General features: G+C 71.8%; 22 protein-coding genes. 10 read left to right on the plus strand and 12 right to left on the minus strand.

What is annotated here, in order from left to right; genetic code table 11:
* Window positions 1-27: 27 nt before the first annotated feature.
* Window positions 28-1,500: a DegQ family serine endoprotease gene (locus ACK4S2_RS01850; RefSeq protein ID WP_409619745.1), complete on the plus strand. Its 1,473-nt coding sequence runs from the start codon at window positions 28-30 to the stop codon at window positions 1,498-1,500.
* A gap of 45 nt (window positions 1,501-1,545) precedes the next feature.
* Here ACK4S2_RS01850 and ACK4S2_RS01855 read toward each other — a convergent pair whose 3' ends face one another.
* Window positions 1,546-2,079 (minus strand): peptidoglycan-binding domain-containing protein, encoded by a 534-nt coding sequence (locus tag ACK4S2_RS01855; protein ID WP_409619747.1) that lies wholly within the window; start codon window positions 2,077-2,079, stop codon window positions 1,546-1,548.
* Window positions 2,080-2,220: 141 nt separating this feature from the next.
* Here ACK4S2_RS01855 and ACK4S2_RS01860 point away from each other — a divergent pair, with 141 nt between their 5' ends.
* Window positions 2,221-2,544 carry a 2Fe-2S iron-sulfur cluster-binding protein gene (locus ACK4S2_RS01860; RefSeq protein ID WP_409619749.1) on the plus strand — a complete coding sequence of 108 codons (324 nt, stop codon included), beginning with the start codon at window positions 2,221-2,223 and terminating at the stop codon, window positions 2,542-2,544.
* 69 nt (window positions 2,545-2,613) lie between these two features.
* Window positions 2,614-3,873, plus strand: a complete 1,260-nt coding sequence (locus ACK4S2_RS01865) for a glutamate-5-semialdehyde dehydrogenase (RefSeq protein ID WP_409619750.1) — start codon at window positions 2,614-2,616, stop codon at window positions 3,871-3,873.
* A 242-nt stretch (window positions 3,874-4,115) separates the two neighbouring features.
* Here the strand turns inward: ACK4S2_RS01865 and purD are convergent, their stop codons facing one another.
* Complete coding sequence (gene purD, locus ACK4S2_RS01870; protein WP_409619752.1) at window positions 4,116-5,378, minus strand: phosphoribosylamine--glycine ligase; 1,263 nt, start codon at window positions 5,376-5,378, stop codon at window positions 4,116-4,118.
* Between the two features lie 520 nt (window positions 5,379-5,898).
* Between purD and ACK4S2_RS01875 the strand changes: the two genes are divergently transcribed.
* Window positions 5,899-6,651: a sulfite exporter TauE/SafE family protein gene (locus ACK4S2_RS01875; RefSeq protein WP_409619754.1), complete on the plus strand. Its 753-nt coding sequence runs from the start codon at window positions 5,899-5,901 to the stop codon at window positions 6,649-6,651.
* Window positions 6,652-6,665: 14 nt separating this feature from the next.
* Here ACK4S2_RS01875 and ACK4S2_RS01880 read toward each other — a convergent pair whose 3' ends face one another.
* Window positions 6,666-7,541, minus strand: a complete 876-nt coding sequence (locus ACK4S2_RS01880) for a ParB/RepB/Spo0J family partition protein (protein ID WP_409619756.1) — start codon at window positions 7,539-7,541, stop codon at window positions 6,666-6,668.
* Window positions 7,542-7,671: 130 nt separating this feature from the next.
* Between ACK4S2_RS01880 and xseA the strand changes: the two genes are divergently transcribed.
* Window positions 7,672-9,153 (plus strand): exodeoxyribonuclease VII large subunit, encoded by a 1,482-nt coding sequence (gene xseA / locus ACK4S2_RS01885; protein ID WP_409619758.1) that lies wholly within the window; start codon window positions 7,672-7,674, stop codon window positions 9,151-9,153.
* Between the two features lie 72 nt (window positions 9,154-9,225).
* Here xseA and ACK4S2_RS01890 read toward each other — a convergent pair whose 3' ends face one another.
* On the minus strand, window positions 9,226-11,796 hold the full coding sequence (locus ACK4S2_RS01890) for a DUF4175 domain-containing protein (protein WP_409619761.1): 2,571 nt from the start codon (window positions 11,794-11,796) through the stop codon (window positions 9,226-9,228).
* The gene (gene lysA / locus ACK4S2_RS01895) at window positions 11,787-13,052 is read right to left on the minus strand and encodes a diaminopimelate decarboxylase (RefSeq protein WP_409619763.1); all 1,266 of its coding nucleotides are present in this window, start codon (window positions 13,050-13,052) and stop codon (window positions 11,787-11,789) included. The genes ACK4S2_RS01890 and lysA overlap by 10 nt, the downstream gene beginning before the upstream one ends.
* Window positions 13,053-13,176: 124 nt before the next feature.
* On the opposite strand from lysA, the gene ACK4S2_RS01900 reads away from it, so the two are divergent.
* Window positions 13,177-14,109 (plus strand): 2-hydroxyacid dehydrogenase, encoded by a 933-nt coding sequence (locus ACK4S2_RS01900; RefSeq protein WP_409619765.1) that lies wholly within the window; start codon window positions 13,177-13,179, stop codon window positions 14,107-14,109.
* A 425-nt stretch (window positions 14,110-14,534) separates the two neighbouring features.
* Here ACK4S2_RS01900 and ACK4S2_RS01905 read toward each other — a convergent pair whose 3' ends face one another.
* The 3 genes from ACK4S2_RS01905 to ACK4S2_RS01915 form a co-directional block, all read right to left on the minus strand.
* Window positions 14,535-15,032 carry a MarR family winged helix-turn-helix transcriptional regulator gene (locus tag ACK4S2_RS01905; RefSeq protein WP_409619767.1) on the minus strand — a complete coding sequence of 166 codons (498 nt, stop codon included), beginning with the start codon at window positions 15,030-15,032 and terminating at the stop codon, window positions 14,535-14,537.
* A gap of 81 nt (window positions 15,033-15,113) precedes the next feature.
* Window positions 15,114-15,389, minus strand: a complete 276-nt coding sequence (locus tag ACK4S2_RS01910) for a succinate dehydrogenase assembly factor 2 (RefSeq protein WP_409619769.1) — start codon at window positions 15,387-15,389, stop codon at window positions 15,114-15,116.
* Window positions 15,386-15,778, minus strand: a complete 393-nt coding sequence (locus tag ACK4S2_RS01915; protein ID WP_409619771.1) for a helix-turn-helix domain-containing protein — start codon at window positions 15,776-15,778, stop codon at window positions 15,386-15,388. The genes ACK4S2_RS01910 and ACK4S2_RS01915 overlap by 4 nt, the downstream gene beginning before the upstream one ends.
* An 85-nt stretch (window positions 15,779-15,863) precedes the next feature.
* Between ACK4S2_RS01915 and ACK4S2_RS01920 the strand changes: the two genes are divergently transcribed.
* The 3 genes from ACK4S2_RS01920 to ACK4S2_RS01930 are packed head-to-tail and all read left to right on the plus strand — an operon-like array spanning window position 15,864 to window position 17,853.
* Window positions 15,864-17,066 carry a pyridoxal phosphate-dependent aminotransferase gene (locus ACK4S2_RS01920; RefSeq protein ID WP_409619773.1) on the plus strand — a complete coding sequence of 401 codons (1,203 nt, stop codon included), beginning with the start codon at window positions 15,864-15,866 and terminating at the stop codon, window positions 17,064-17,066.
* Between the two features lies 1 nt (window position 17,067).
* Entirely contained in the window at window positions 17,068-17,433 is a 366-nt protein-coding gene (locus ACK4S2_RS01925; protein ID WP_409619775.1) for a bleomycin resistance protein, read from the plus strand.
* Between the two features lie 18 nt (window positions 17,434-17,451).
* Complete coding sequence (locus ACK4S2_RS01930; RefSeq protein ID WP_409619777.1) at window positions 17,452-17,853, plus strand: hypothetical protein; 402 nt, start codon at window positions 17,452-17,454, stop codon at window positions 17,851-17,853.
* An 87-nt stretch (window positions 17,854-17,940) separates the two neighbouring features.
* Here the strand turns inward: ACK4S2_RS01930 and ACK4S2_RS01935 are convergent, their stop codons facing one another.
* Both ACK4S2_RS01935 and ACK4S2_RS01940 read right to left on the minus strand, forming a co-directional pair.
* Window positions 17,941-18,300, minus strand: coding sequence for a VanZ family protein (locus ACK4S2_RS01935; protein WP_409619779.1), 360 nt, complete (start codon window positions 18,298-18,300; stop codon window positions 17,941-17,943).
* A gap of 38 nt (window positions 18,301-18,338) precedes the next feature.
* Window positions 18,339-19,127, minus strand: coding sequence for an enoyl-CoA hydratase (locus tag ACK4S2_RS01940; protein ID WP_409619781.1), 789 nt, complete (start codon window positions 19,125-19,127; stop codon window positions 18,339-18,341).
* A 57-nt stretch (window positions 19,128-19,184) separates the two neighbouring features.
* Here ACK4S2_RS01940 and ACK4S2_RS01945 point away from each other — a divergent pair, with 57 nt between their 5' ends.
* Window positions 19,185-19,604 (plus strand): PaaI family thioesterase, encoded by a 420-nt coding sequence (locus tag ACK4S2_RS01945; RefSeq protein WP_409619782.1) that lies wholly within the window; start codon window positions 19,185-19,187, stop codon window positions 19,602-19,604.
* Between the two features lie 4 nt (window positions 19,605-19,608).
* Here ACK4S2_RS01945 and ACK4S2_RS01950 read toward each other — a convergent pair whose 3' ends face one another.
* Together ACK4S2_RS01950 and ACK4S2_RS01955 are read right to left on the minus strand one after the other, a co-directional pair.
* On the minus strand, window positions 19,609-20,049 hold the full coding sequence (locus ACK4S2_RS01950) for a polymer-forming cytoskeletal protein (RefSeq protein WP_409619784.1): 441 nt from the start codon (window positions 20,047-20,049) through the stop codon (window positions 19,609-19,611).
* 417 nt (window positions 20,050-20,466) lie between these two features.
* Window positions 20,467-21,891, minus strand: coding sequence for a protein adenylyltransferase SelO (locus ACK4S2_RS01955; protein ID WP_409619786.1), 1,425 nt, complete (start codon window positions 21,889-21,891; stop codon window positions 20,467-20,469).
* Between the last annotated feature and the right edge of the window lie 131 nt (window positions 21,892-22,022).

Below are 22,022 nucleotides of genomic sequence, written 5' to 3' on the forward strand. Positions count from 1 at the left end.
CCGGCAGTCAGGATGGAGGTTTTACCGATGCAATCGCAGGTTCTGGTCCGGCCCTCGCCCCAGGTGCTGCGCGCCCTGTGGCTCGGGTTTCTCGCAATGGCCTTTGCCGTGGCGCAGGTGGTGGCCGTGCAGGCGCGCGGCGCGCCTGACAGTTTCGCCGATCTGGCCGAAAAGATCAGCCCCTCGGTGGTGAACATCACCACCTCGACCGTGGTTGCCCAGGCCACCGACCGGCGGCCGCAACTGCCGCCCGGCTCGCCCTTCGACGAGCTGTTCCGCGATTTCATGGACCGCAACAACCGCGGCGGCAATGGGGATCAGGCCCCCCGGCGCGGCCAGGCGCTGGGCTCGGGCTTCGTGATTTCCGAAGACGGGTTCATCGTCACCAACAATCACGTCATCGAAGGCGCCGACGACATCGAGATCGAATTCTTCTCCGGCAAGCGGCTCAAGGCCAAGGTCGTCGGCACCGACCCCAAGACCGACCTTGCCGTGCTCAAGGTCGAAAGCAACGAACCCCTGCCCTTCGTGCAGTTCGGCAACTCCGACGCGATCCGCGTGGGCGACTGGGTGATGGCGATGGGCAACCCGCTGGGCCAGGGCTTTTCGGTTTCGGCCGGCATCGTCTCGGCCCGCGGGCGCAGCCTGCAAGGCACCTACGACGACTACATCCAGACCGACGCCGCCATCAACCGCGGCAACTCGGGCGGCCCGCTGTTCAACATGGACGGCGAGGTGATCGGCGTGAACACCGCCATCCTGTCGCCCAACGGCGGCTCCATCGGCATCGGCTTTGCGATGGCCTCGAACGTGGTGACCAAGGTCGTGGCCCAGCTGCGCGACTTCGGCGAAACCCGCCGCGGCTGGCTGGGCGTGCGCATCCAGGACGTGACCCCCGACATCGCCGAGGCGATGGGTCTGGAAAAGGCCGCCGGTGCGCTGGTGACCGACGTGCCCGACGGCCCCGCCAAGGAGGCCGGCATGATGGCCAACGACGTGATTGTCAGCTTCGATGGCCAGGACGTGCGCGACACCCGCGAACTCGTGCGCCGCGTCGCCGATGCCGATGTGGGCAAGGCCGTGCGCGTGGTGGTGCTGCGCGATGGCAAGACGCAGACCCTGTCGGTGACGCTGGGCCGCCGCGAAACCGCCGAAGGCGAAGGCCAATCCGCCGGCAGCAGCCAGACCCCGGCCGCCCCGCAGGAAGAAACCCTGCTCGGCATGACCCTGCGCGTGCCGACCGAACAGGAACGCGAGGCTGCGGGCCTGCCCACCGGCACCACCGGCCTGCTCGTCGTCGGCATCGAGGTCGGGTCCGAGGCCGATGCCAAGGGCCTGCGCGAAGGCGACGTGATTACCGAGGCCGGCCAGCAGGCCGTCAGCACCCCGGCCGACCTGACCAAGCGCATCGCCGAGGCGCGCGATGCCGGGCGCAAGTCGTTGCTGCTGCTGGTGCGCCGCGGCGGCGACCCGCGCTTTGTCGCCCTGTCGGTGAACTGACGGCGACCTGACCCTGGCGCGCGGGGGCAGCCTCGCGCGCCGACCCTATCGCGGCACTGCCACCAGGCCCAGCGCCTGCGCCGCCGCCAGCGACAGCACGCCGCTTTCCAGCCCGTTCGCCGCCTGATAGCGCAGCACCGCGGCTTCGGTCTCGTCGTCCATCTCGCCGGTCACCGTGCCGCCGAACAGCCCGCGCGCCTTCAGCGCCCGTTGCAGGCTGGCCACGAACACCGCTTCCGACTCCACCTCGGCCCGGCAGGGAATGCGGAACCACACCTGCTGGCGCGGCCGCAGCTCGGATTGCCGGGTTTCGGTGCGGAACACCGCCGGGTCCACCACCTGCCCGCTGGCATCGCGCCGCTCGGGCGCGACCAGCACCTGTTCGGTCACCGTCTCGAACAGCGCGGGGCGGCCCATCCGGTGCCAGCACTGGCCCGGGGCCGGCGCGGGTTCGGCCGTGACCAGCGCCGCATCGAAGGCCGGCGCCGTCACCGGCGGCGCGACCGGCGGCGGCGCGCCCAGGCCGCAGGCCGCCAGCCCCAGAGCGGCCACCCCGCCTGCCCATGCCTTCCAAGCCATTGCCGCCGCCCGTTCCTGCCTCGCGCCGCATCATACCCGTTTCGCCGCACCGCCGGAAGCCGGCGCATCGCCCCTCTGGCAAATCCCGGAAACTTGCCCTATGTCGGCAACCGCAACACCGCACAAGAGGCTTGGCGCAAGATGGCACGGATCACCTATGTCGAACACAACGGCCGCGAACACGTGATCGATGTCGCCCCCGGCCTCACGGTCATGGAAGGCGCGCGCGACAACGGCGTTCCGGGGATCGAGGCCGATTGCGGCGGGGCCTGCGCCTGCTCCACCTGCCATGTCTATGTCGATGCCGCCTGGGTGGCCAAGCTGCCGCCCAAGGACGCGATGGAAGCCGACATGCTGGATTTCGCCTGGCAGCCCGATCCCGAACGCTCGCGCCTGACCTGCCAGCTCAAGGTGACCCCCGCGCTCGACGGGCTCGTGGTGCACCTTCCAGAACGCCAGATCTGAGCCCTCGCGCCTCCGCCTGCCCGGCCCGGCGGCGGCGCCCCACCCCGGCGCCGGTGCAGGAGGCACGGCATGACCGACGATCCGACAAGCCTGATGCAGGCCATGGGCCAGGCCGCGCGGTCGGCGGCGGCCGAGCTTGCCTATGCTTCGTCCGAACGCAAGGCCGCGGCGCTGCTGTCGGCCGGGGCCGCGATCTGGGACCGGCGGCAAGAGGTGTTCGACGCCAACTGCCTCGACCTCGACCACGGCACCGCCAAGGGGCTCTCGCCCGCGATGATGGACCGGCTGCGGCTGGATGACGGCCGGCTGCGCGGCATCGTCGATGGCCTGCGCGCCGTGGCCGAACAGCCCGACCCGGTAGGCCGCGTGCTGGCCGAATGGACCCGGCCGAACGGCCTGCACATCCAGCGCGTCGCCACGCCGCTGGGCGTTGTGGGGGTGATCTACGAATCCCGTCCGAACGTGACGGTCGATGCCGGGGCGCTCTGCCTCAAGGCCGGCAACGCGGTAATCCTGCGCGGCGGGTCCGAAAGCTTCGAAACCTCGACCGTGCTGCACGATTGCATGGTGCAGGGCCTGCGCGCCGCCGGGCTGCCCGAGGCCGCGATCCAGCTGGTGCCGACCCGCGACCGCGACATGGTCTCGGCCATGCTGCGCGCGGTGCAGCACATCGACGTGATCGTGCCGCGCGGCGGCAAGGGTCTGGTCAGCCTCGTGCAGGCGGAGGCGCGGGTGCCGGTGTTCGCCCATCTCGAAGGCATCTGCCACGTCTACGCCGACAAGGATGCCGACCTCGCAAAGGCCCGCCGCGTGGTACTGAACGCCAAGACCCGGCGCACCGGCATCTGCGGGGCGGCGGAATGCCTGCTGATCGACTGGCGCTTCTATACGCAACACGGCCCGGTGCTGATCGAGGATCTGCTCAAGGCCGGGGTCGAGGTGCGCACGACCGGCGAGCTTCTGAAGGTGACCGGCACGGTGCCCGCCGCCCCCGACGATTTCGGGCGCGAGTTCCTCGACAGCATCATCGCCGCGAAACTGGTCGATGGCGTGGACGAGGCGATCGCCCATATCCGCCGCTATGGTTCCAGCCACACCGAATCCATCCTCACGGAAAACGACGCCACCGCGGCGCGTTTCTTCGAGCGGCTGGACAGCGCGATCCTGATGCGCAACGCCTCGACCCAGTTCGCCGACGGCGGCGAATTCGGGATGGGTGCGGAAATCGGCATCGCCACCGGCAAGCTGCACGCCCGCGGCCCCGTGGGGGCCGAACAGCTGACCAGCTTCAAGTATCTGGTCACCGGCGACGGCACCATCCGGCCTTGAACGCCCGCCCCTCCCGCGGGGCGGCGCCGGGCCGCAGCCCGGCTTTCCCCTTGGGCCGAGCCGGGGGGCGCTGCCCCCCGGACCCCCCGCCCTCCGGGGGGGATATTTGGGCAAGGTGAAACCCGCAGCAGCGGATTGCCGCGTCACCTCCTTGGTCTTCACCTTGTCCAAATATCCCGGGGGTCCGGGGGCAGCGCCCCCGGCCGGGTTATCGGCGTGGCGCGGCCCGCGGCGGGGCGCGTTCAGAGCGCGCGCCAGCCGATATCGCGGCGGCAGAAGCCTTCGGGCCAGTCGATGGCGTCGACCATCGCATAGGCGCGGTCGCGCGCCTCGGCCAGGGTGGCGCCGCGGGCGGTGACGTTCAGCACGCGCCCGCCGCTGGCCACGATCCGCCCGTCCTGCCGGGCGGTGCCGGCGTGGAACACCATGCGGAAGCTGTCCTCGGGCAAGGTGTCGAGCCCGCGGATTTCCGACCCGCGCGTCACGGCGCCGGGGTAGCCGCGGGCGGCCATCACCACGGTCAGGGCGTGATCGTCGGCCCAGTTGACCTGCATGCCGGCAAGGCGGCCTTCGGCGCAGGCCAGCATCAGGTCCAGCGCCTGGGCGCCCAGCCGCATCATCAGCACCTGGCATTCCGGGTCGCCGAAGCGGACGTTGTATTCGACCAGCCGCGCCTGCCCCTGGTGGATCATCAGCCCGGCATAGAGAACGCCGCGATAGGGTGTGCCGCGGCGGGCCATCTCGGCCACGGTGGGGCGCACGATGCGGTTCAGCGCCTGGGTGGCGAGGTCGGCGGTCAGCACCGGGGCGGGCGAATAGGCGCCCATGCCGCCGGTGTTGGGGCCGGTATCGCCTTCGCCGACGCGCTTGTGATCCTGGGCGGTGCCGATGGGCAGCACGTCCTGGCCGTCGCAGAGCACGAAGAAGCTGGCTTCCTCGCCTTGCATGAACTCCTCGATCACCACTTCGGCGCCGGCGGTGCCGAAGGCGCCGCCGAACATGTCGTCGATGGCGGCCAGGGCCTCGGATTCGGTCATGGCCACCACCACGCCCTTGCCGGCGGCGAGGCCGTCGGCCTTGACCACGATGGGGGCGCCGCGGGTGCGGACGTAATCGCGCGCGGCCTCGGCCGTGGCAAAGCGGGCCCAGGCGGCGGTGGGGGCGCCGCAGGCATCGCAGATTTCCTTGGTGAAGGCCTTGGACGCCTCGAGCCGCGCCGCGGCCGCCGAGGGGCCGAAGTGCAGGATGCCCGCCGCGGCCAGCGCGTCGGCGACACCGGCGGCCAGCGGCGCCTCGGGGCCGATGATGACGAAGTCCACCGCCTCGGCGGCGCAGAACTCCACCACCGCCACCGGATCGAGGATATCGAGCGCCGCGCAGCGGGCCACGGCGGCGATGCCGGCATTGCCCGGGGCCACGATCAGCCGGTCGCATTTCGGGTTCTGGCGGACAGCCCAGGCCAGGCTGTGTTCCCGCCCGCCGCTGCCGAGGATGAGGATGTTCATGGGGTGCCCCCTGTTGCCGGCCCCGCGCGCCGGATGCGGCCTTTTAGGGGCTGGGCGCCGGCGAGGCAAGCGGCGCGTCGCCCCCCCTGTCCCTGCGAGGGACAGCCCGCCATCCCAACAATATCAACCACTTGCCGGCGCGTTTTTACGAAGTGTCAACACATCCTCGCCCTGCGGCTGCAAGATCGCAGGGCGGGGCCTGCGCCGAGGTCTTGCGGGGGGCGGCCGGCGTCCGGGGGCGCTGCCCCCGGGCCCCCGGGATATTTGCGGCAAGGTGAAAGGGGGGCGGCGGGGGGCGTGACGTCCTGGCGGGCGGCGGCGCCTGGCGCGGGCGGCCGGATGCTGCCCCGCCACGTCATCGCCCGCCCCAAACCTCGGTTGTTGCGGATCGGTCGGCAGGACAGGACGTGTCAGGCATTGCCCGCGCCGGCGCCGCCGAGCCGGGGCCGGTTTGCACTGGGTTTTCGCGCCCGATTGGTGCAAGCAGGCGGCAAGGTGCTGCGATCGGAGGCCGGGCAGGGTGGAAAGCGGAACGGAAGGTCTGGCCTTGGCCCTGGCCTTTGCAGCGGTGGCGCTGGTCTATGCGGCGGTGGGGCAGGCGGGCGGGTCGGGCTATATGGCGGCGATGGCGCTGGCCGGCCTGGCGGCGCCGGCGATGAAGACCACGGCGCTGGCGCTGAACATGGTGGTGGCGCTGACCGGCACCGCGATGTTCCTGCGCGCCGGCCGGCTGGACTGGCGGGGGTTCTGGCCCTTTGCGGTGACGGGGGTGCCGGCCGCGTGGCTGGGCGGGGCGGTGCATTTGCCCGAGGCGGTATATTTCCCGCTGGTCGGGGCGGTGCTGGTGCTGTCGGCGGTGCAGATGGCGCGCAGCGCCTGGCGGCATGGGCCGGCCGCCCCGCTGCCGGCCCATGCCGCCCCGCCGCCGGGGCCGGCGCTGCTGGCCGGGGGGATCATCGGCTTTGTCTCGGGCACCACCGGCACGGGCGGCGGGGTGTTTCTGGCGCCGGTGCTGCTGGCGCTGCACTGGAGCAGCGCGCGGCAGGCGGCGGCGACCACCGCGGCCTTCAACCTGGTGAACTCGGCCGCGGCGCTGATCGGGGCGCGGGCGCTGTGGGGCGAGATTCCGGCGGCGCTGCCGGTCTGGCTGGGGGCGGTGGGCCTTGGCGGGCTGGCCGGGGCCTGGGTCGGCAGCCGCCGCCTGTCGGAGCGGGCCTTGCGCGCGGTGCTGGCGGTGATGTTGCTGGCAGCGGGGGCCAGGCTGATCTGGTAAGGCCCGTGCGGGGGTTACCGCGCGCCGTCCTGGGCGAACCAGTATTCGACCCGGTCCATGATATCGTCCATCAGGCCGGAACGCCGCGCCTCGGGCCCGGTAAAGTGCAGCGCCCAGCCGGTGCGGGTGCGTTCGCGCCGGATGGTCAGGCCGCGGCCGTTGGTCAGGTGCAGCATCCGCCGCGGCCGGCCCGAGCGGGCATCGGGGCCGCTGTCGGCATCGGGGTCGGGGCGCAGCGCCTCGGCCAGCACCGGCAGCAGGGCCTGCCACTGGGTTTCCAGCGAATCGCCGCGGTGCAGGGTCAGCACATGTTCCACCACATCGGCCAGGTTGCCGCGCAAGGCGGTGGCCAGCCGGTCCATCTGCGACTGGCTGAGCCGTTCGGGTGTGGTGAACAGCCGGTCCAGATGATCGACCACCAGCGCGTGCATCCGCAGGCGGCTGCGTTTCTGCCGGCTGGCCGTGGGATACAGCGCATCGACCGCCGTATCGGCATTGGGAAAGATGCCGCCGATCACCGCCTGCATGATGAGGCTGCCCTTTTCCCATGGCGTGATCGCGCTGCGCACCTCGTTTTCGGTGACCATCGCGGCCATCGCGGCGGGCAGGTCGGGCGCCGGCACCACGAAGGCGGGAATCGTGGCGTGGCGTTCGGGGTGCGGCCAGCCTTGCAGCGCGCGAAAGGCCGACAGGCGGCGCAGGCCGGAAATCAGGCCATAGGGTCGCCCCCCCTCGGGTTCGGGGCGGCGCCAGACCTCGATGGGGCAGCGCAGGCCCGACAGGAAGATGGAGTGGGTCAGCTCGTGCAGCTCGTCGGGGTCGAGCCGGCTGCGGTCGCGCGGCAGCAGCGAATCGTCGATGTCGTCGAGCGGGATGCGGATCAGGTCCATGCGGGGTGCCTCTTGCCGGGGGATGCCGGCCAGTGAAGCGCATCGCGGTTAACGCGCGGTGGCCGGGGCGCGCGGTGGGGGGCGCGCGGTGGCCTTGCACGGGGCGCGCGGCTGCGGCACAACGGGCGGCATGGAGATGTTCGAAGGCGGCAATGCACCCGAGCTGACGGTTTCCGAGCTTTCGGGCGCGGTGAAACGCACGCTGGAAGGCGAGTTCGGCCGCGTGCGCGTGCGCGGCGAGGTCGGGCGCGTCAGCCGGCCGTCCTCGGGGCATCTGTATTTCGACCTGAAGGATGCCAATGCGGTGCTGGCCGCGGTGTCGTGGAAGGGGCAGGTGGCGCGCATGCAGGTGCGCCCCGAGGAAGGCATGGAAGTGGTGGCCACCGGGCGGCTGACCACCTTTCCGGGCCAGTCGAAATACCAGCTGATCGTCGAGGATGTGGCCCCCGCGGGCCTTGGCGCGCTGATGGTCATGCTGGAGCGGCGGCGCGCGGCGCTGGCGGCCGAAGGGCTGTTCGATGCCGCGCGCAAGCGGCCCTTGCCCTATCTGCCGCGGGTGATCGGGGTGGTCACCTCGCCCACCGGGGCGGTGATCCGCGACATCCTGCACCGCCTGCGCGACCGCTTTCCGCGGCATGTGCTGGTCTGGCCGGTGGTGGTCCAGGGGCAGGACTGTGCGCCGCAGGTGGCGGCGGCGATCCGCGGGTTCAACGCGATCGCGCCGGGCGGGCCGGTGCCGCGGCCGGACCTCATCATCGTGGCGCGCGGCGGCGGCTCGCTGGAGGACCTGTGGGGCTTCAACGAGGAAGCGGTGGTGCGCGCGGCGGCCGAAAGCGCGATTCCGCTGATTTCCGCCGTGGGGCACGAGACGGATACCACGCTGATCGACCTGGCGGCCGACCGGCGCGCCCCCACGCCGACGGCGGCGGCGGAAATGGCAGTGCCGGTGCGGCTGGACCTGATCGCCGCGGCCGATGCGCTGGGCGCGCGGCTGTCGCGGGCGCTGGCGCAGGGGGTGGCGCTGCGCCGCCAGCGGGCCGCCGACCTGGCGCGCGCGCTGCCCCGCCCCGACAGCCTCACCGGCCCGGCGCGCCAGCGGCTCGACCTCTGGGCCGACCGGCTGCCGCGGGCGCTGGCGCTGGGCGTGACCCGGCGGCGGGCGCGGCTGGCGGAGCTGGCGGCCACGACCCGGCCCAAGGCGCTGGCGCGGCTGACGGCGCAGGCCCGCCGGGCGCTGATGGCGCTGGGCGCGCGGCTCGACCCGGCGCTGGCGCGGCTGGTGGCCGATGCCGCGCGCCAGAATGTCGAAGGCCGCGCCCGGCTTGCGGGCCTTGCCGCCCGGCTCGACGCCGCCCCGCCTGCCCGCATCGCCGCCTTGCGCGAACGGCTGGCGGCGCGCGACCGGCTGCGCCAGACGCTCGGCCATGTCGAGACGCTGCGGCGCGGCTATGCGGTGGTGCGCGGCGACGGGCAGGTGGTTACCAGCAAGGCCCGGGCCGAAACCGCCGCCACGCTGGAGATCGAGTTCCACGATGGCCGCCTCAGCCTCGGCCCCCGCCCCGCCCCCCGGCGCGGCAAGGAACCCCCGCCGGGGCAAGGCAGCCTGTTCTGACCTGCGCCCTTTCACCTTGATCCAAATATCCCGGGGGGTCCGGGGGGCAGCGCCCCCCGGCGGCGCCGCGGATCAGAACTGGTCCAGCAGCCGGCGCAGGTAGTCGCGTTCCTCCTCGGACCGGCCGAGGTCGCCCGAGCGGCGGCGCAGCTCCTGCAACAGGTCCAGCGCGCGGCGATAGGGGTCTTCGCCTTGCAGCATCCGTTCGTCGGTGCCGATCCGGCCCATCTGGCCGGGCTGGCGGCCCAGCGGGTCGCGCCGGCCCGAGGGGTCGGCGTTGCCGAAGCGTTCGCCCGGGCCCTGGCCGCCTTGCTGGCGCTGTTCTTCGGCCAGCGCCTCGCCGAAGTCGCGCAGGCCCTGGCGCAGGGCCTCCATCGCCTCGGCCTGGCGGTCGAGCGCGCGCGGCAGGTCGCCGTCGCGCAGCGCCTGTTCGGCGCCTTCCATGCTGCGCTGCGCCTGATCCAGCGCGCGGCGGCCCGACTGGCCGCGTTCGGTGCCGTCGCCCGGCAGTTCCGATTGCCCGAGCGCGCGCAGGCGGTTGCGCAGGTCGCGCTGGCGGTCGGCCAGGTCGCGCCCGCCCCCGTCGCCTTCGGCGCCCTCGACGCCTTCGCCCTGGCCGGGCTGCCGGCCGGCCTGGCCTTCGCCTGGCTGCCCCTGTTCGCCTTGCGGACCCTGGCCTTGCGCGCCGGGTTGCTGGCCGCCTTGCAGTTCGTTGAACGCCTCGTCCGACAGGCCCTGCTGTTCGCGCAAGGTATCGGCCAGATCGCGCATCCGTCCCTGGCCTTGGCCGCCCTGGCCGCCGGGGCCTTGCGTGACCTGCATGTTTTCCATCAGCTGGCGCAGCATCTCCATCAATTCCTGCGCCTCGGCCATGCGGCCCTGTTCCATCAGCTCTTGCAGCTTGTCGAGCAGTTCCTGCAACTGGTTGCCCGACATCTGCATGCCCTGCATGTCGGACATCTGCTGGTCGGGGTCGCGTTCGGCCTCCTCGGCCAATTGGCGCATGTAGTTGTCCAGCGCGTCGCGCAACTCCTGCATCAGTTCCGCGATTTCCGAGTCGCTGGCGCCGTTCTTCATCGCCTCGTCCAGCCGGTCCTGCGCGCGCTTCAGCCGTTCCAGCGCCGAGGCGAGGTCGCCCTGTTCCAGCAGGATGGCGATTTCCCACAGCTCTTCGGCCAGGGTATCGCGCGCCTCGGGCGTCAGCGGCGATTCGAGCTGGCGGATCGCCACGCGCAGCCGCAGGAAGGCGCGTTCGTTGCGCACGAAACCTTCGGGCAGATGGGTCACGGCGCGCAGCACCTGGGCGGCGCGGGGGCCGTTGGCCACCGTCCACAGGATGTCGCGGCGCGCCTCGGCCACGGCGGCGGCCAGCGGGTCGAAGAACCGCTTGCCGGGCAGCGCGGTGGACAAGGGCGCCGAATCCCCGGTTTGCCCCGGCGCATCCTGCGCCGTCAGGCGAATCTGCACCGGCAGGTTGGCGAAGGGGTGTTTCGACAGATCGTCGAGCAGGGTTTCGGCGATTTCGGTGCGGTTGCCCGAATAGGGCAAGGGCAGATCGAGCGCGATCGGCGCGCGCGGTTCGGGCTCGGCGGCAAGGCCGTAGCGGCGGTCCACCGCGGGCAGGTCCAGCGCGATCAGCGCCTGCCCTGCGACCACGCCGAAATCGTCCGACGCGGTGAAGGGCAGCTTCATGCGCCCGTCGGATTCGCGTTCGGGGGGGGCGGCCACGGCCACGCTGGGCGGCCGGTCGCGCAGCACGCCCACATCCCAGCCCCGGCCGTTGGGGCCGGTAATCTCGATCCGGCCGTGGCGGGCGATGGTGAATTCGGCGCCCAGGGCCGTGGCCTCTTGCGGCAGGGGGGCATCCGACACGGTTTCCGACAGGCCGAGCGCGCCCGGTTCGCCGTAAAAGCGCAGCACCACGCGGCTGCCTTGCGGCAGTTCCAGCGCCTCGGCGGTGATGTCGTTGAGGTAGAGCGTGGGCTTGCCGGTATAGGGCGGCGGGCGCACCCAGCCTTCCCACACCGGGCCGGCGGCCAGGGCATTAGCGCCTTGCGGCCCAAGCCCCGCGATGCCCGCCATGCGCCCGGCCGAGCCGAAGATCAGCGCCAGAAGTGCCAGGTGCAAGGCGACATAGCGCAAGGCATAGGGGTCGCGCCGGTTCAGGCCCGGATCGGGCGCCGGAGCCCGGGCCGCGGCGGCGCGGGTTGCCATGCGCGCGACATGCGCGGCCCAGACTTCGGCCGAGGCGGGGTCGGTGGCGCCGATGGCCTGGGTATCGGCCAGCGCGGCCAGCGGGCGGCCGGGCAGGGTGGCATCCAGCCGGGCCAGCGCCTCGGTGCGGCGGGGGGCGCGAAAGCCGCGCAGGCCGCGGGCGGCAAAGCCGGCCGCCAGCACCGCCGCCGCCGCAGCCAGCCCGGTGAACCACACCTGCGGCAGGCGCTCGGCCAGCCCCAGCGCCGGCACCGCATATACCAGCAGCGCCACCACCCAGACCGGCCAGAAGGCCCGCGCCAGCCGTTCGGCCCAGAGACCGGCCCAGGTCAGCCGCACCTGCCAGCGCAGGCGCCAGAGCGTGAGCTCGCGGGTCTGGTCGAGGTTGGGCATGCGCACGGCCTCCACGGCCGTGGGGGTCACAGCCATTCGGGGATGGTATCGCGCGACAGGATTTCGTCAAACGTCGGCCGCGCCCGGATGACCGCAAATTGATCGCCCGAGACCAGAACCTCGGGGATCAGTGGGCGGGTGTTGTATTCCGAGGCCATCACCGCGCCGTAGGCCCCGGCCGAGCGGAAGGCCACCAGGTCGCCTGGTGCCAGGGCGGGCAGGGCGCGCGCCTTGGCAAAGGTATCGCCGGTTTCGCAGACCGGGCCGACCACGTCCTGCGGGGCGGTTGCGGTGCCAGGGGCAGGTTCCACCACCGGCACGATGTCGTGATGCGCGCCATACATCGCCGGGCGCACCAGGTCGTTCATCGCGGCATCGAGGATCAGGAAGTCGCGCCCCTCGCCTTGCTTGAGGTAGAGGACCGAGGCCACCAGCAGCCCCGCATTTCCCGAGATCAGCCGCCCCGGTTCGATGACGATTTCGCAGCCCAGGTCGCCGACCACCCGCTTGACCATCGCGCCGTAGTCCGACGGCAAGGGCGGCACCTCGTTCGAGCGGGTGTAGGGAATGCCCAGGCCCCCGCCCAGGTCGAGCCGGCGGATGTCGTGGCCATCGGCGCGCAAGGCGCGGGTCAGCTCGGCGACCTTGGCGTAGGCCTCCTCGAACGGGGCAAGGTCGGTCAGCTGGCTGCCGATGTGCACGTCCACGCCCACCACCTCGATCCCCGGCAGGGTGGCGGCCAGGGCATAGACGGCGCGGGCCTTGGCGATGGGGATGCCGAACTTGTTTTCGGATTTGCCGGTCGAGATCTTCTCGTGCGTCTTCGCGTCCACATCGGGGTTGACGCGCAGGGTGATGGGGGCGGTGGCGCCCATGCCGGCGGCCACGGCCGACAGGGCCAGCAGCTCGGGTTCGGATTCCACGTTGAACTGGCGGATGCCGTGGGTGAGTGCGAGGCGCATTTCCTCGGCCGTCTTGCCGACGCCGGAAAACACGATCCGGTTCCCCGGCACGCCGGCGGCCAGCGCGCGGCGGTATTCGCCGCCCGACACCACGTCCATGCCGGCGCCGAGGCTGCCCAGCAGCTTGAGCACCGCGAGGTTGGAGTTCGACTTGACCGCAAAGCAGACGAGGTGGGGCAAGGGCGACAGCGCCTCGTCGAACAGGCGCCAGTGGCGGGCGAGGGTGGCGGCCGAATAGACGTAGAACGGCGTGCCGACGGCGGCGGCAATGGCGGGGATGGCCACGTCCTCGGCGTGCAGGGTGCCGTTGCGGTAAAGGAAATGGTCCATGCCTGCCCCCTGATGCCCGGTGCGCCTGCGGGTATGGCAGAAGCGCGCAGGCGGGGCAACGGCCCCCTTTCGCCGCGGCGCCCGGGTGCCTAAAGGTAGGGCGCACCCAAGGAAAGGCCGCGCCATGACCCTGACCATCCTGTTCGCCGCCGGGCCCGCGCGCTGGCCGGTCTATCAGCCGCATCTGCGCGCCGCCCTGGCCGAGGCGGGGCTGGAGGCGCGGCTGGTCACCGAAGCCGCCCCCGAAACGGTGGATTACATCGTCTATGCCCCGGGCGGCACGGTGCAGGATTTCGCGCCCTATACCCGGTGCAAGGCGGTGCTGAACCTGTGGGCCGGGGTCGAGCGGATCGTGGGCAACCCCACGCTGACCCAGCCCCTGTGCCGCATGGTCGATCCGGCGCTGACGCAAGGCATGGTGGAATGGGTGACCGGCCATGTGCTGCGCCATCACCTGGGGATGGACCGGCACATCGTGAACCCCGGCCATGTCTGGGCGCCCGAGCCGCCGCCGCTGGCCGGCGAACGCCGCGTGGCCATGCTGGGCCTGGGCGAGCTGGGCCGGGCCTGCGCCGCGATGCTGGTGACCTTGGGCTTTGCGGTGCAGGGCTGGTCGCGCAGCCCGCGGGCCGTTCCGGGCATCGCCTGCCATCATGGCGACGACGGGTTGCAGGCGGCGCTGACCGGCGCGGACATCGTGGTGACGCTGCTGCCGGCGACGCCCGAGACGGAAAACCTGCTCGACGCGCGGCGTCTGGGGTGGCTCGCGCCGGGGGCGGCGGTCGTCAACCCCGGGCGCGGCACGCTGATCGACGATGCCGCGCTGCTGGCGGCGCTGGAGGCCGGGCAGGTCGGCCATGCCACGCTGGACGTGTTCCGGGTCGAGCCGCTGCCCGCCGACCACCCGTTCTGGGCCCATCCGCGGGTGACGGTGACCCCGCATGTCGCCGCCGAAACGCGGCCCGCCTCGGCCTCGCGCGTGGTGGCGGAAAACATCCGCCGCGGCGAGGCGGGCGAGCCCTTGCTGCACCTCGTGGATCGGGCGCGCGGCTACTGAGCGCGCCCGACGCGGCGGCGGTTTCCCGGCCGCATCGGACCGGGCCGGCGCCGCCGCACCGAGGGGTGGCCACGATGACAAGGCGCCACCATCCCGGCGCAAAAGGCGCCGGGATGGGCGCAAACCGCTGGCCGTCCTTGCACGGCTCGGCCTTTGCCCGGCGTTTTGCGCCGCTGCCGTTGCCCCGGCCCCGAGGGCGACAGCCCCCGGTTCGCCGCCGGCGTCAGCCTGCGGCATGGGCCTTTCGCGGCCGCCCGAAGCCCTTTGCCCGCTTCCTGCCCGATGTTCCTGCCCGCCGATCCTCCGGCACCTGCCCGGGCCGCGCGCCCCCCTCGGCCCCGGGCACTGCCGTGCCTCGCCCTGGACGCGGCAGCCCGGGCGGCGGGGGTTCGATGCCCCCGCCGGCCGGGGCCCCGCCGCACGGGTCAGTAGATATAGCGGATCTGGTCGGTCCAGTAGCGTTCCATCCGGCGCAGGGCGGCGTTGATCTCCTCCATCCCGGCGGCATCGACCACGCCGCGCGCCACCAGCCCTTCGGCGTGGCGGGTGAACAGATCCATCAGCAGGCCGCGCACCTTGCGGCCCTTTTCCGTCAGCCGCACGCGCACCGAACGGCGGTCGATATCGCTGCGCTGGTGGTGCATGTAGCCCAGTTCCACCAGTTTCTTGAGGTTGTAGGACACGTTCGAGCCCTGGTAGTAGCCGCGCGATTTCAGCTCGCCCGCCGTCACCTCGTTTTCGCCGATGTTGAACAGCAACAGCGCCTGCACCGGGTTGATTTCCAGCAGGGTCAACCGCTCGAACTCGTCCTTGATGACATCGAGCAGCAGGCGATGCAGGCGTTCCACCATCGCAAGGTTTTCCAGATACCCGGCCATCAGCGCCTTGGGGCCGGGGGGCGAGACTTTGCTCTGAATGGTCATGTGGTTCTCCGGTCTTCACCCGTCAGGGTCGGAGAATCGCTGCCAATTCCAAAGATCGGGTAAATTCGGGACGCTTTTTGCTCAAGTCTTCGCGGAAAGCCGGGCGCGGGCATGGGCGGCCATCGCCGCCACCAGCGCGGCGTGGCGCGGCGGCGGCGGCACCTGACATAGCACCCACTGGATCAGATCCTGGTCGTTTTCGGCCTGCAGCGCATCGAAGGCGTCCAGCGTGGCGGCATCCATCCCGGCCAGGTGGTCGTCGGCGAAGGGGCCCATCACAAGGTCCATTTCCTTGGTGCCGCGCCGCCAGGCGCGCATCCGCAGGCGTTTCAGGCGGGCTTCGGCGGTTTCGGTCATGCTGCGGTCTCCAGCAACTGGCGCAGGCGTTTTTCGCTGCGGGCGATGCGGTCGGCCAACCGTGCCTGTTCGACCGCCAGCCCGCGCAGTTCGCCCAGCAAGGCGCGCGCATCCTGCGGCAGGCCGGCCTGATCGGGGTCGGGCCCGTCGCCTTCGCCGGTCATCAGCCAGCGCAGCGACACGCCGAGCAGCCCCGACAGCATCTGAAGCCGGTTCGCCCGGGGTTCCGAAGCGTCGGCTTCCCACGCTTCGAAGGTGCCCAGCCGCACGCCCAGCCGCCGCGCGGCCTCGGCCGGGGTCAGCCCGGCCTTTTCGCGCGCCGCGGTGATGCGGTCGCCCAGCGTGGCGCGGCCTTCGGCATACCAGGTTTCGGTGTCGGTTCCGGTCATCTCGCCTCTCCTTTTCGATATCGCTTGAACGCCTGACGCGGGAAACCTAAGAGAAACCGCCGCCAATTCCAACCCGAGGCCGCCCATGCCCTTCCTGTCCGACACGCTTGCCCGCGTCAAACCCTCGCCCACCATCGCGATTTCCAACAAGGCGCGCGAGCTGGCAGCCCGGGGGCGCGACATCATCGCCCTGTCGGCCGGCGAGCCCGATTTCGACACGCCGCAGAACATCAAGGAGGCCGCCAAGCGCGCCATCGACGCGGGCGACACGAAATACACCGCCGTGGACGGCACGCCGGCGCTGAAGGCCGCGATCTGCGCCAAGTTCAAGCGGGAAAACGGGCTGGACTACAAGCCGGCCCAGGTGACGGTGGGCACGGGCGGCAAGCAGATCCTCTACAATGCGCTGATGGCCACCTGCAACCCGGGGGACGAGGTCATCATCCCAGCGCCCTACTGGGTTTCCTACCCCGACATGGTGCTGCTGGCCGGCGGCACGCCGGTGCCGGTGGAATGCCCGGCGCAGACGGGCTACAAGCTGACGCCCGAACAGCTCGAGGCGGCGATCACCCCGAAAACCAAGTGGTTCATCTTCAACAGCCCGTCGAACCCCACGGGGGCGGGTTACACCCGGGCCGAGCTGAAGGCGCTGACCGATGTGCTGATGCGGCATCCCCATGTCTGGGTGATGACCGACGACATGTACGAACACCTGGTGTTCGACGATTTCGAATTCTGCACCCCGGCCGAGGTGGAGCCGGGCCTTTACGACCGCACGATCACCTGCAACGGCGTGTCCAAGGCCTATGCCATGACCGGCTGGCGCATCGGCTATGCCGCCGGGCCGGAAGTGCTCATCAAGGCGATGGGCAAGGTGCAGTCGCAATCCACCTCGAACCCCTGTTCGATCAGCCAGGCCGCGGCGGTCGAGGCGCTGAACGGCCCGCAGGATTACATCGCCATGTCGCGCGGGGTGTTCCAGCGCCGCCGCGACCTGGTGGTGAAGATGCTGAACGAGGCCCCCGGCCTCCGCTGCCCGGTGCCCGAAGGCGCGTTCTACGTCTACCCGACCATCGCCGACTGCATCGGCAAGACCAGCGCAACCGGCCTGCACATCGGCAATGACGAGGATTTCGCCAATGCCCTGCTGGAGGAAACCGGGGTCGCCGTGGTGTTCGGCGCGGCCTTCGGCCTCAGCCCCGCCTTCCGCATCAGCTATGCCACCTCGGACGAACAGCTGGTGGAGGCCTGCACCCGCATCCAGACCTTCTGCAAGGGTCTGAAGTGACGTGACCGACCGCGTCACCGCGAACCTGCCGGCCCGCGATTTCGGCGCCACCGCCGGGTTCTGCGGGCGGCTGGGGTTCGCGGTGGTTTACCGCGATGACGGCTGGATGATCCTGCGCCGCGGGGCGCTGGAGCTGGAGTTCTGCCACCACCCGGGCCTCGATCCGGCGCAAAGCCGGTTTTCCGCCTGCCTCCGGGTGGACGACCCCGATGCCCTGCTGGACGAATGGCGCGCGCTCGGGCTACCGTCCGACGATGCGGCCATCCCGCGGCTGACCGGGTTCTTCCGGCCCGGCACGGCGCCGCGGATGTTCGCGCTGGTGGACCCGGACGGATCGCTGCTGCGGGTGATCGACAACGGGGATTGAAAGGGCGAGGCAACGGGCATGGGCGGCGATCTGCCGGATTACTACTTCCGCATCCGCGAGAATGGCGCCGCCGTGTTCCGGGTGGATACCGAAAACCGCCAGCGCCGGATCGAGATGGAGGAGATCGCCTTCGTCAATGCCCGGAACGGCAACATCAAGCCGCATGGCGATGCGGTGCTGACCGAGGCCGACCGCGCCGCCATTGCCGACTGGCTGGCCGCACGCCAGGCCCAGCTGGCCGCGCGCGAGGTGGACGACATCCTGCGCGCCATCGACCATCTGAACCTGACGGCGCACTGGGCGCAGACGCGGGCGACCGACGAGGCGCTGGAGGCGGTGACCGACCGGCTGCTGCTGGCCATGCACGACCTGCGCAGCGTGCTGGTGCGGCGCAAGGCGGAACGGCTGGCCAAGGGGTGACCCCGCCCCGGGCTTGACCCGGGGCCTCTGTCCTGCGGCGCTGCGCGGGTCGAGCAGGAGGCCCCGGGTCAGGCCCGGGGCGGGGTTTCATGGCCGCCAGACCCGCCGCACCGCCAGCCCCGCCAGCGTGCCCAGCCCCACCCCTGCCGCATCGGCCAGCCAGTCGGCCCATTCCCGCGCGCGCCCGACGAAAGGTTGCACCAGTTCGATCGCGCCGCCATAGGCGGCGAGCAGGGGCCCCAGCCACAGCATCGCCCGGGGCTGCGCCGTGGCCATCGGCAAGGCCAGCAGCGCAAAGCCCACGATGTGATGCGTCTTGTCCGACCCGGGCAGGTTCGCCGCCCCGGGCGGCAGGGGCAAGAGCGTGACCGCCGCCATGCCGGCGGCAAGCAGCAGGGTCAGGACCAGGGCGAGGGTGGCGGGGCGGGGGGCGGTGAGGCGGCGCATGGCGCCTTGTGCGCGAGGCCCGCGCCGCTGTCCATATCTCAGGCCCAGTCGGGCTTGCGTTTTTCCAGAAAGGCCGAAATGCCTTCGTCGGTGTCGCGCAGCAGCATGTTTTCCACCATCACCCGGCCGGCGTAATCGTAGGCCTCGGCCACCGGCATCTGGATCTGGTCGTAGAAGGCGCGCTTGCCGATGCGCACCGCGGCGCCCAGCTTGGCCGCGACGGTGGCAGCGAGGGCGCGGGTTTCCGCCTCCAGCGCCTCGGCCGGCACCACACGGTTCACAAGGCCCAGCGCCTCGGCGCGGGTGGCGTCGATGAAGGCGCCGGTGGTCAGCATCTCGAACGCCTGCTTGCGCGGGATGTTGCGGGACAGCGCCACCATGGGTGTGGAGCAGAACAGCCCGATGTTCACCCCGTTCACCCCGAACCGCGTGCCTTCGGCCGCAACGGCCATGTCGCAGCTGGCCACCAGCTGGCAGCCGGCGGCGGTGGCGATGCCGTGCACCTGCGCGATCACCGGCTGCGGCAGGCGGGGGATGGCCTGCATCACCTCGGCGCAGCGGGCGAACAGGTCGGCGAAATAGGACGCGCCCTTGTCGGGGGCCTGGCGGCCGGCCTGCATTTCGCGCAGATCGTGCCCGGCGCAGAACGCCTTGCCGGTGCCGCGCAGCACCACCACCTTGATGCTGCGGTCCGATTCCAGCGCGGCGAAGGCCGATTTCAGCTCGGCCAGCATCGCATCGGACAAGGCGTTCAGCCGTTCGGGCGCGTTCATCGTCAGCGTCGCAACGTCACCTTCGTCGGCGCGCAGCAGCAGGGGCTGGGTCATCTGGACATTCCTTTCGTTTGCCGGAAGCTTACGCCGCGACACAGCGGAGGAAAAGCCTTGACCCTGGCGATGGACATTCCGGCCTTGCAGGCCTTCATGCAGACCGCCTTTCCGCAGGTGGCCGACGATTTCCGCATCGAGCGGCTGGACCCGGAGGCCCTGACGGTGCGCATGGCCATTGCCGACCGCCACCTGCGCCCGGGCGGCACGGTTTCGGGGCCCAGCATGTTCGCGCTGGCGGATGTGGCGATCTATCTGGCGGTGCTGGCGCGCATCGGGCCGGTGGCGCTGGCGGTGACGACGAATTGCAGCATCGACTTTCTGCGCAAGCCCGAGGCGGGGCGCGACCTGCTGGCCGAGGCGCGGCTGCTGAAGCTGGGGCGCGTGCTGGCGGTGGGCGATGTGCTGCTGCGCTCCGAAGGGTCGGAGGCGGTGGTGGCGCGGGCGGGGCTGACCTATTCCATCCCGCCGCGCTGAGCGGTCAGGGCAGTTCGGGCGCCGGGGCGGGTTCGGCCGGCGCCGGGGCCGGGGTTGCCGCGGCCGTGGCGGCCGGTTCGGCGGCTGTGGCCGGCGGCGGGGCCGGGCGGGTGAAGCGGCCTTCGACCTCGGCCCCGGATTCGATTACCAGTCGGCTGCTTTGCACATCGGCGTGCAGGCGGGCGGCCGCGCGCAGGGTCAGCGCGCCGCAGGCGATGGAGCCTTCCATTTCGCCGCGCAGGTCCACCTGGCCGGCCTGGATGCGGCCCTTCATGCGGCCTTCGTTGCCGATGACCAGCGTGGCGGCGGCCAGTTCGCCATCGACGTTGCCGTGCAGTTCGATGGTGCCTTCCGAAGCGACGACGCCGGTGATGACCAGATCCGACGCCAGCACCGAGACATGCCCACCGCGCCCCGTGGTGCTGCGTTCGTCCTTGTTGTACATCCGCCTCTCCCTGACGCGAAACAGCGGGCCGGGAATCCCCCGGCCTTGCGCTGCGGTTGCCGCGCGATTGAAGGGCCAACGCGGCGGTCGGGTCAACCCCTCGATCGCGCATCGGGTGCCTTCGGGTTGGCATCGCGCGGTTCCCCGCCAACGGCGCCGGCGCAAGACGGGGGGCGCGGGCACGGTGCGGCGGGCAAGTCCGGACATGGCCGGGGTCGCGTCGCTGCTGGCGCTTGTCGGCGCGAACGAGGGGACGATCAAGGTGGTGAACGGCGCGTTCAACCCGGTGCTGGCGGTGTCGGTGCCGGCGGTGGGTTGGCCGGTGTTTCAGGGCGCGGCGACGGTGGGGCTGGTGGGCTTGAGGTTGGAGCGGAGCAACGGGCCTGCGCGGAGGTCGGGGGCGCCGCCCCGCCCGCGTCAGGTGCCGCAGAAGGTCTGGTGCACGGTCTCTTGCGGGGTGGGGGCGGCGCGCAGCGGGTGGTCGGGCGCGGCGTCGAAGGGCTGCGCCAGCGCGGCGTCGAGCGCGTGGAAGGGGGCAAAGTCGCCTTGCACCGCGGCGTCGATCGCGTCTTCGATGCGGTGGTTGCGCGGGATCACGGCCGGGTTGACCCGGGCCATCGCGGCGCGGGCCGCCTCGAGGCTGCGCCCTTCGGCGGCAAGGCGCGCGTGCCAGGTCGGTTCCCAGGTGGTGAAGGCGGCGGGGTCGCGGAACTCGGCCGCTGCGGTGCCTTCGGCCAGGCCGCGGAAGGTGCGGGTAAAGTCGGCGCCGCTGCGGGCCATGCGGTCGAGCAGGGCTTCGATCAGGGCGCGGTCGCCTTCGTGCGCGGTGGCCAGCCCCAGCTTGGCGCGGAAACGGGCCAGCCATTCGGCCTGCCACAGGTCGGCAAAGCGGTGCAGCACCTCGGTGGCGGGTTCGATGGCGCGGTCGGGGTCGGCGTCGATCAGCGGCAGCAGGCACGAGGCGAGTTGCGCCATGTTCCAGACCGCGATCTGCGGCTGGTTGGCATAGGCATAGCGCCCGCCCCGGTCGATCGAGGAGAACACCCGGTCGGGGTGGTAGGCATCGAGAAAGGCGCAGGGGCCGTAGTCGATGGTCAGCCCGCCGACATGGGCGTTGTCGGTGTTCATCACGCCGTGAATGAAGCCGAGCGCCATCCACTGCGCCACCAGCCGGGCCTGGGCGGCCACCGCCTCGGCCAGAAGGCCGAGCGGGCCGGTGGCGCCGGGATAGTGGCGGGCCAGCGCCATGTCGGCCAGCAGGCGCAGCGCCTCGGTATCGCCGCGGGCGGCGAAATACTGGAAGGTGCCCACGCGCAGGTGGCTGGCGGCCACCCGGGTGAGCACCGCGCCGGGCAGGCGGGCTTCGCGGTAGACGATTTCGCCGGTGGTCACCGCGGCGAGCGCCCGGGTGGTGGGCACGCCCAGGGCGTGCATCGCCTCGGACACGAGGTATTCGCGGATCACCGGGCCGACCCAGGCGCGCCCGTCGCCGCCGCGCGACCAGGCGGTGCGGCCGGCGCCCTTGAGCTGCACGTCCCAGCGGCGGCCGTCGGGGCCGATGTGTTCGCCCAGCAGGATCGCGCGGCCGTCGCCCAGTTGCGGCACCCAGTTGCCGAACTGGTGGCCGGCATAGGCCTGGGCCAGCGGCTCGGCCCCCGGGGGCACGCGGTTGCCGGCAAGGACCGCCAGCCATTCGGGGGTTGCCAGCCTTGCCGCATCGAGCCCCATTTCGGCCGCGAGCCGGGGGTTGACCGCGATGAGGCCGGGCGCCGCCACCGGCACCGGATCCTGCCGGGTGAACATGCGGTCCGGCAGGCGGGCATAACTGTTGTCGAAGTGCATGGCGGCGGCTTTCCCCGGCGGTTTGCCCCGATATAGGCCGCGCGCGTCGCGCGGCACAGGGGGCGGCGGGCGCGGGCGGGCGGGCGGGGCCGCCGGGGGCCGGGGGGGCGCCCCCCCCCCCCCCGCCCCGG

It is taken from the genome of Gemmobacter sp., assembly GCF_046292685.1.
Classification (GTDB): Bacteria; Pseudomonadota; Alphaproteobacteria; order Rhodobacterales; family Rhodobacteraceae; genus Wagnerdoeblera.

Coding starts and splice junctions, on each gene's coding strand:
- ACK4S2_RS01860 (WP_409619749.1), top strand. CDS start 2,221: ATGGCACGGATCACCTATGTCGAACACAACGGCCGCGAACACGTGATC.
- ACK4S2_RS01940 (WP_409619781.1), bottom strand. CDS start 19,127: ATGACCCAGCCCCTGCTGCTGCGCGCCGACGAAGGTGACGTTGCGACG.
- purD (WP_409619752.1), bottom strand. CDS start 5,378: ATGAACATCCTCATCCTCGGCAGCGGCGGGCGGGAACACAGCCTGGCC.
- ACK4S2_RS01955 (WP_409619786.1), bottom strand. CDS start 21,891: ATGCACTTCGACAACAGTTATGCCCGCCTGCCGGACCGCATGTTCACC.
- ACK4S2_RS01950 (WP_409619784.1), bottom strand. CDS start 20,049: ATGTACAACAAGGACGAACGCAGCACCACGGGGCGCGGTGGGCATGTC.
- ACK4S2_RS01890 (WP_409619761.1), bottom strand. CDS start 11,796: ATGGCTGTGACCCCCACGGCCGTGGAGGCCGTGCGCATGCCCAACCTC.
- ACK4S2_RS01930 (WP_409619777.1), top strand. CDS start 17,452: ATGGGCGGCGATCTGCCGGATTACTACTTCCGCATCCGCGAGAATGGC.
- ACK4S2_RS01915 (WP_409619771.1), bottom strand. CDS start 15,778: ATGACCGGAACCGACACCGAAACCTGGTATGCCGAAGGCCGCGCCACG.
- ACK4S2_RS01920 (WP_409619773.1), top strand. CDS start 15,864: ATGCCCTTCCTGTCCGACACGCTTGCCCGCGTCAAACCCTCGCCCACC.
- ACK4S2_RS01905 (WP_409619767.1), bottom strand. CDS start 15,032: ATGACCATTCAGAGCAAAGTCTCGCCCCCCGGCCCCAAGGCGCTGATG.
- ACK4S2_RS01855 (WP_409619747.1), bottom strand. CDS start 2,079: ATGGCTTGGAAGGCATGGGCAGGCGGGGTGGCCGCTCTGGGGCTGGCG.
- ACK4S2_RS01880 (WP_409619756.1), bottom strand. CDS start 7,541: ATGGACCTGATCCGCATCCCGCTCGACGACATCGACGATTCGCTGCTG.
- ACK4S2_RS01900 (WP_409619765.1), top strand. CDS start 13,177: ATGACCCTGACCATCCTGTTCGCCGCCGGGCCCGCGCGCTGGCCGGTC.
- ACK4S2_RS01910 (WP_409619769.1), bottom strand. CDS start 15,389: ATGACCGAAACCGCCGAAGCCCGCCTGAAACGCCTGCGGATGCGCGCC.
- lysA (WP_409619763.1), bottom strand. CDS start 13,052: ATGGACCATTTCCTTTACCGCAACGGCACCCTGCACGCCGAGGACGTG.
- ACK4S2_RS01850 (WP_409619745.1), top strand. CDS start 28: ATGCAATCGCAGGTTCTGGTCCGGCCCTCGCCCCAGGTGCTGCGCGCC.
- ACK4S2_RS01935 (WP_409619779.1), bottom strand. CDS start 18,300: ATGCGCCGCCTCACCGCCCCCCGCCCCGCCACCCTCGCCCTGGTCCTG.
- xseA (WP_409619758.1), top strand. CDS start 7,672: ATGGAGATGTTCGAAGGCGGCAATGCACCCGAGCTGACGGTTTCCGAG.
- ACK4S2_RS01865 (WP_409619750.1), top strand. CDS start 2,614: ATGACCGACGATCCGACAAGCCTGATGCAGGCCATGGGCCAGGCCGCG.